A 7,254-nucleotide genomic window follows, 5' to 3' on the forward strand; every position below is an offset into this window, starting at 1 on the left:
GGGGCGGCTGCGGGTTCCACGGCACATCTCATCTCCGACACCATGTCCTCATCTTCGACCCTGATCCTGATCCCGGCGCGCATGGCCGCGACCCGCCTGCCCGGCAAACCGCTGCTCGATATCGCCGGGCTGCCGATGGTGGTTCAGGTGCTGCGCCGCGCCGAAGCGGCCGGCATCGGCCCAGTTGCGGTCGCGACCGACACCGACGAAATCGCCGCGGTGGTCAAAGCTCATGGCGGCCAGGTGGTGATGACCCGCGCCGATCATCCCTCTGGCTCCGACCGGATCGCCGAAGCGCTGGGTACGCTCGACCCCGACGGCAAGGTCGAGATCGTGATCAATGTGCAGGGCGACGTGCCGACCATCCAGCCGGACAGTATCCGCGCGGTGCTGGCGCCGCTCACGGACCCGCAGGTCGAGATCGCCACCCTCGCCGCCGAGATTCATAGCGACGAGGAGGCCACCAATCCCAACGTGGTCAAGGTGATCGGCTCGCCGCTGGCGCCGCGCCGGCTGCGCGCGCTGTATTTCACGCGCGCCACCGCGCCCTGGGGCGAGGGGCCGCGCTATCACCATATCGGCCTCTATGCCTATCGCCGCGCCGCGCTGCAGCGCTTCATCGGCTTGCCGCCGTCGCCGCTCGAGCAGCGCGAGCGGCTCGAACAATTGCGCGCGATCGAAGCCGGCATGCGCATCGATGTCGGCTTGGTCGATGAGGTGCCGCGCGGCGTCGATACCCCGGCGGACCTCGAAACCGCCCGCCGCTTTTTCTCATCCCAACACTGACCTCGCCAAATCGGCACGGCCGCAACGACTGGTACAGGTGCTATGACCAAGCCCATGAAAATCGCATTCCAGGGGGAACCGGGAGCCAACTCGCATTTGGCGATCGCGGAAGCTTTTCCGGATGTCGAGGCGCTGCCCTGCCCCACCTTTGAAGACGCGCTGTCGGCGATCAGCTCGGGCGAAGTCGATCTCGGCATGATCCCGATCGAGAATTCGGTGGCCGGCCGCGTCGCCGACATTCATCACCTGCTGCCGACCTCGGGCCTGCACATCGTCGGCGAGTGGTTTTTGCCGATCCATCATCAATTGATGGCGCTGCCCGGCGCCAAGCTCAGCGATATCAAGACCGTCGAAAGCCACGTGCACGCGCTCGGCCAGTGCCGCCGCATCATCCGCAAGCACGGTTTTCGGCCGATCGTCGCCGCCGACACCGCCGGCTCGGCGCGGGTCGTGTCGGAGCGCGGCGACAAGAGCTGCGCCGCGATCGCCTCGCCGCTGGCCGCCAAAATCTATGGCCTCGATATTCTGATCGAGAACATCGAGGACGAGACCCACAACACCACAAGGTTCGTGATGCTGTCGCGCACGCCGCGCTGGGCGGCGCAGGACTCCGGTCAGTTGATCACCAGCTTTGTGTTCCGGGTGCGCAACCTGCCGGCCGCGCTGTACAAGGCGCTCGGCGGCTTTGCCACCAACGGCGTCAACATGACCAAGCTGGAAAGCTACATGGTCGATGGCAGCTTCTTTGCCACGCAGTTTTATGCCGACGTGGAAGGCCATCCCGAAGACCGCGGCCTAGCCTTCGCGCTCGACGAGCTGAAATTCTTCTCGCGCGAATTCCGGATCGTCGGCGTCTATCGCGCCCATCCGTTCCGCGCCACCATCGGCGACGACCAGACCGCCTGACCTGGCATATTGCACAGCTGACGCAGCCGCCGTCTTCAGCCGGACCGCGCGCGGCCCGGCAGTCCGCATTGCGGCTTGATCAATAGCGCGGCCCCCGGCGCCAGCGCCTCACTTACCTTATTGCCCACCCAATCAGGCTCGTCCCGGCCACCCGCGAGCGACCGCGGCGCCAAACCTCATTGGGCAGTTTCGGCTGAACCAAATCTACCCGGCACGTTTCCCACCTGCATTCACAGCCCGATTCCAGCTCCGGAACCCGGCTATCTTCTTTGATTTTTCGATATATTTACTGAAACACCCGAAAACGCGCCCCGCCCACTCTATCGATCCATCATCGCATCCACCGGCGCAAAACCCGGAATGGTGGGCAAATTCCCAACCCGTAAATGTCCGGGGTGGGCTATTTCAGTAATCAACCGTTTCGTACAATGCGGCACGCTTGCCCAGCAGGGACTGAGCGTGTGTGAGATTCGCCTAACCGGGCGCCTTTGGAGCTAACTTGAAAATGAGCGACGTGATGCCCGCCATCGCCACCCGGCCTTCGATCTCGTTCGAGTTCTTCCCGCCGAAGACCGAGGAGATGGAGCGTTCGCTGTGGGAGGCCATCAACCGGCTGGCGCCGCTGCACCCGGATTTCGTGTCGGTGACCTATGGCGCCGGCGGTTCGACCCGCGAGCGCACCCACGCCACCATCGCCCGCATCATTGCCGAGACCGATCTGACGCCGGCCGCGCATCTGACCTGCGTCAACGCCAGCCGGGCCGATATCGACGAGGTGGTGCGGCGCTATCATGAGATCGGCGTGCGCCATATCGTGGCGCTGCGCGGCGACCCGACCACCGGGATCGGCACGCCCTATGTCGCCCATCCGCAAGGCTACCAGACCTCGGCCGAGCTGGTCGCCAGCATCAAGCGCACCTATCCCGAAATCGAAGTGACGGTGTCGGCCTATCCGGAAAAGCATCCGGAGAGCCGCGATTTCGATGCCGATATCGATACGCTGCAAGCCAAGATCGACGCCGGCGCGACCCGCGCCATCACCCAGGTGTTCTTCGATAACGAATTGTATTTCCGTTATCTCGACCGGGTGCGCGCCCGCGGCATCACCATTCCGATCGTGCCCGGCATCATGCCGATGCACAATTTCAAGCAGGCCTATGGCTTTGTGACCCGCGCCGGCACCACAGTGCCGGCCTGGTTCGCCGCACAATTTGAAGGGCTCGACGACGATCCGGAGACCCGCAGGCTGGTCGCCGCCACCATCGCCGCCGGCCAGGTGCACAAGCTCGCCAAGCACGGCGTCGATGCCTTCCACTTCTACACCATGAACCGCGCGGACCTGGTGTTCGCCATCAGCCATCTGCTCGGCATCCGTCCGACGGGCGCGAAGAAAGCTGCCTAATATGACCTCTCCCATTTCTGCCAAGCGCGCTGCTCTGACCGCCCTCGCCCGCGAGCGTATTTTGGTGCTGGACGGTGCAATGGGCACCATGATCCAGCGCCTCAACTTCGATGAGGCCGCGTTCCGCGGCGCGCGCTTCAAGGATTTTCACCGCGATCTGCGCGGCAACAACGACCTGTTGATCCTGACCCAGCCGCAGGCGATCGAAACCATTCACGCCCAATATCTGCGGGCCGGCGCCGACATCGTCGCCACCAACACCTTCTCCTCGACCTCGATCGCGCAGGCCGATTACGATCTGTCCGAGCTCGCTTATGAGCTCAATCGCGAGGGCGCGCGGCTGGCGCGCAGCGCCGCCGACACCGTGCAAGCCGAAGACGGCAAGCCGCGCTTTGTCGCCGGCTCGATCGGCCCCACCAACCGCACCGCCTCGATCTCGCCGGACGTCGCCAATCCCGGCTACCGTGCCGTGACCTTCGATGATCTGCGCATCGCCTATAGCGAGCAGATCAACGGCCTGCTCGACGGCGGCGCCGACATCATGCTGGTCGAAACCATTTTTGACACGTTGAACGCCAAGGCGGCGCTATACGCGATCACCGAGATTTGCGAGCAACGCGGCATCGACGTGCCGGTGATGATCTCCGGCACCATCACCGACAAATCCGGGCGCCTGTTGTCCGGCCAGATGCCGGAAGCGTTCTGGAATTCGGTGCGTCATGCCAAGCCGACCAGCATCGGCTTCAACTGCGCGCTCGGCGCCGAGGACATGCGCGCCCATATCGCCGATCTCAGCCGCGTTGCCGACACGTTGGTGTGCGCCTATCCCAATGCCGGCCTGCCCAACGAATTCGGCCAGTATGACGAAACGCCCGAGCACATGGCCGGCATTGTCGGGCAGTTTGCCCGCGACGGCCTGGTCAACATCGTCGGCGGCTGCTGCGGCACCACGCCGGACCATATCGCCGCGATCGCCAAGGCGGTGGCGCCGCATAAGCCGCGCGCCGTGCCGACCATTGAACCGCGGCTGCGGCTGTCCGGCCTCGAACCATTCGAGCTGACTGCTGACATCCCATTCGTCAATATCGGCGAGCGCACCAACGTCACCGGCTCGGCGCGCTTCCGCCGGCTGATTTCCGAAGGCGACTACGCCACCGCGCTGCAAGTGGCGCGCGACCAGGTGGTGAGCGGCGCGCAGATCATCGACGTCAATATGGACGAAGGCCTGCTCGATTCCGAAGCGGCGATGATCAACTTCCTCAATCTGGTCGCTGCCGAACCGGACATCGCCAAGGTGCCGGTGATGGTCGACAGCTCAAAGTTCAACGTGATCGAAGCCGGCCTGAAATGCCTGCAGGGCAAGCCGGTGGTCAACTCGATCTCGCTCAAGGAAGGCGAAGAGAAATTCATCCACGAAGCCACGATCGCGCGCCGCCACGGCGCCGCGGTGGTGGTGATGGCCTTTGACGAAAAGGGCCAGGCCGATACTTACGCGCGCAAGACCGAGATCTGTCAGCGCGCCTATCGCATTCTGGTCGATCAGGTCGGTTTCCCGCCGGAAGACATCATCTTCGATCCCAACGTGTTCGCGATCGCGACCGGCATCGAGGAACACAACAATTACGGCGTCGATTTCATCGAAGCGACGCGCTGGATTCGCAAGAACCTGCCGCACGCCCATATTTCCGGCGGCGTCTCCAATCTGTCGTTCTCGTTCCGCGGCAATGAGCCGGTGCGCGAGGCGATGCACTCGGTGTTCCTGTATCACGCCATCCGCGCCGGCATGGACATGGGCATCGTCAATGCCGGTCAGATGATCGTCTATGACGACATCGATCCCGAGCTGCGCCAGGTGTGCGAAGACGTGGTGCTGAACCGCGATCCTGGCGCCGCCGAGCGGCTGCTGGCGCTCGCCGAAAAATATCGCGGCCAGGGCAAGCAGGTAAAGGAAGCCGATCTCGCCTGGCGTGAATGGCCGGTGGAGCAGCGGCTATCGCACGCGCTGGTGCACGGCATCACCGAATTCATCGAGCAGGACACCGAGGAAGCCCGGCAAAAGGCCGAGCGGCCGCTGCATGTCATCGAAGGGCCGCTGATGGCCGGCATGAATGTGGTCGGCGACCTGTTCGGCGAGGGCAAGATGTTCTTGCCGCAGGTGGTGAAGTCGGCGCGCGTGATGAAGCAGGCGGTCGCCTATCTGATGCCGTACATGGAAGCCGAGAAGGCTGCCAGCGCCAGCACGGGTCGCACCTCGGCCGGCAAGATGGTGATCGCCACCGTCAAAGGCGACGTGCACGACATCGGCAAGAACATCGTCACCATCGTGCTCCAGTGCAACAATTTCGAGGTGGTCGATCTGGGCGTGATGGTGCCGGCGGCGACCATCATCGAGGCCGCCAAGCGCGAGAATGCCGACATCGTCGGCCTGTCCGGCCTGATCACGCCCTCGCTTGACGAGATGAGCTTCCTCGCCTCGGAAATGCAGCGCAACGGCTTGAAGGCACCGCTATTGATCGGCGGCGCCACCACCAGCCGGGTGCATACCGCGGTCAAGATCGCGCCGAACTATCCCGATGGCTCGGTGGTGCATGTCAATGACGCCAGCCGCGCGGTCGGCGTCGCCGCCTCGCTGCTGTCGCCCGAGAAGCAGCAGGCTTACGCCGCCGAGATCCGCGCCGATTACGCCAAGATCGCCGCGGCCCATGCCCGCGCCCAGGCCGACAAGAAGCGGCTGTCGCTGGCCAGCGCGCGCGCCAACGCCTTCAAGATCGATTGGGCCGCTGCCAAGCCGGTCAGGCCGTCCTTCCTCGGCACCAAGGTGTTTGACGATTATTCGCTGGCCGAGCTTTGCGACTACATCGACTGGACGCCGTTCTTCCGCGCCTGGGATCTGCATGGCCGGTTCCCGGCGATCCTCGATGACGAGGTGGTCGGCGAAGCGGCGCGCACGCTCTTTGCTGACGCGCAGGTCATGCTGAAGCAGATCGTTGCGGGCAAATGGTTCACCGCCAAGGCGGTGATCGGGTTCTGGCCGGCGCAGGCGCAGGGCGACGACATTGTGCTCTATAGCGATGACAGCCGCTCGACCCCGGTGGCAACGCTGCACACGCTGCGTCAGCAGCTCGAAAAGCGCGAGGGCCGCGCCAATGCCGCGCTCGCCGATTTCGTGGCGCCGCAGGGCAGCGGCGTGCCCGATTATCTCGGCGCGTTCGTGGTCACCGCCGGCATCGGCGAGCACGAGCTGGCGGAGAAGTACAAGAACGCCAATGACGATTATTCGTCGATCATGATCAAGGCGCTGGCCGACCGGCTGGCCGAAGCCTTTGCCGAGCGCATGCATCAGCGGGTGCGCATCGAATTTTGGGGCACAGCGCCCGATGAAAAGCTGTCCGGCGAGGAGCTGATCTCGGAAAGCTATCGCGGCATCCGCCCGGCGCCGGGCTATCCGGCGCAGCCCGACCACACCGAAAAGGCGACGTTGTTCCGTCTGCTCGATGCCGAACGCAAGGTCGGCGTGGCGCTGACCGAGAGTTTTGCGATGTGGCCGACCGCTTCGGTGTCGGGCCTGTATTTCGGCCATCCCGAGAGCTTCTATTTCGGCGTCGCCAAGATCGAGCGCGATCAGGTCGAGGATTATGCCGAGCGCAAGGGCTGGACCGTGGCTGAGGCCGAGCGCTGGCTGTCGCCGGTGCTCAACTATCAGCCCGCGCGCGGCGAGCCGGCTGGCCCGATCGCCGAGGATGAGGCGCCGAACCTCGCCAGCCATCCGCAAGGCTGCAGCTGCGTGCTGCATATGCGGCTGCGCACCAAAACGGTCGGGACTTCACCGTCCTGCTGAGTTGCGAGGAAGCTATTCAGTGCAGGGCTTTGCAAGGCATGGCCCTTGATCTGGATTACTTCGCTACGCTCGCAATTGTGCATGTTCAACAATTCGGTGATCGAATCCGCCCTTCAGGGAGGCTTCGATGCGTGACAATAGCTTTGATCGGACGATCGAACGGAATTACATCCAGAAGTGGCGTTTTCTGATCGCCGAGTACGAGGCGGTGAAGGAAGGTCGCTCGACCCAATTCCGTCGAGTGGGCGACTTTTACCGTCATCACGGCACGTGCTCGCAAACCTTCCGGAAGTACTACAACCGCTATCTGCAGAGCGGTGAT

The 7,254-nt window shown here is 63.9% G+C and carries 5 protein-coding genes; all 5 read left to right on the forward strand.

Features of this window, described 5'->3' with window-relative positions; translation table 11 throughout:
* The first annotated feature begins 42 nt into the window (after positions 1–42).
* Entirely contained in the window at positions 43–786 is a 744-nt protein-coding gene (locus BJ122_RS13990) for a 3-deoxy-manno-octulosonate cytidylyltransferase (protein ID WP_110781644.1), read from the forward strand.
* A gap of 42 nt (positions 787–828) precedes the next feature.
* Positions 829–1,692 (forward strand): prephenate dehydratase, encoded by an 864-nt coding sequence (locus BJ122_RS13995; RefSeq protein WP_110781645.1) that lies wholly within the window; start codon positions 829–831, stop codon positions 1,690–1,692.
* Positions 1,693–2,197: 505 nt separating this feature from the next.
* Positions 2,198–3,094 (forward strand): methylenetetrahydrofolate reductase [NAD(P)H], encoded by an 897-nt coding sequence (gene metF, locus BJ122_RS14000; protein WP_110781646.1) that lies wholly within the window; start codon positions 2,198–2,200, stop codon positions 3,092–3,094.
* 1 nt (position 3,095) lies between these two features.
* Positions 3,096–6,932 carry a methionine synthase gene (gene metH / locus BJ122_RS14005; RefSeq protein WP_110781647.1) on the forward strand — a complete coding sequence of 1,279 codons (3,837 nt, stop codon included), beginning with the start codon at positions 3,096–3,098 and terminating at the stop codon, positions 6,930–6,932.
* Between the two features lie 127 nt (positions 6,933–7,059).
* Positions 7,060–7,254: hypothetical protein (locus BJ122_RS14010; protein ID WP_146227200.1), on the forward strand; the 195-nt coding region annotated here is incomplete at its 3' end.

It is taken from the genome of Rhodopseudomonas faecalis (genome assembly GCF_003217325.1).
Taxonomy (GTDB): domain Bacteria; phylum Pseudomonadota; class Alphaproteobacteria; order Rhizobiales; family Xanthobacteraceae; genus Rhodopseudomonas; species Rhodopseudomonas faecalis.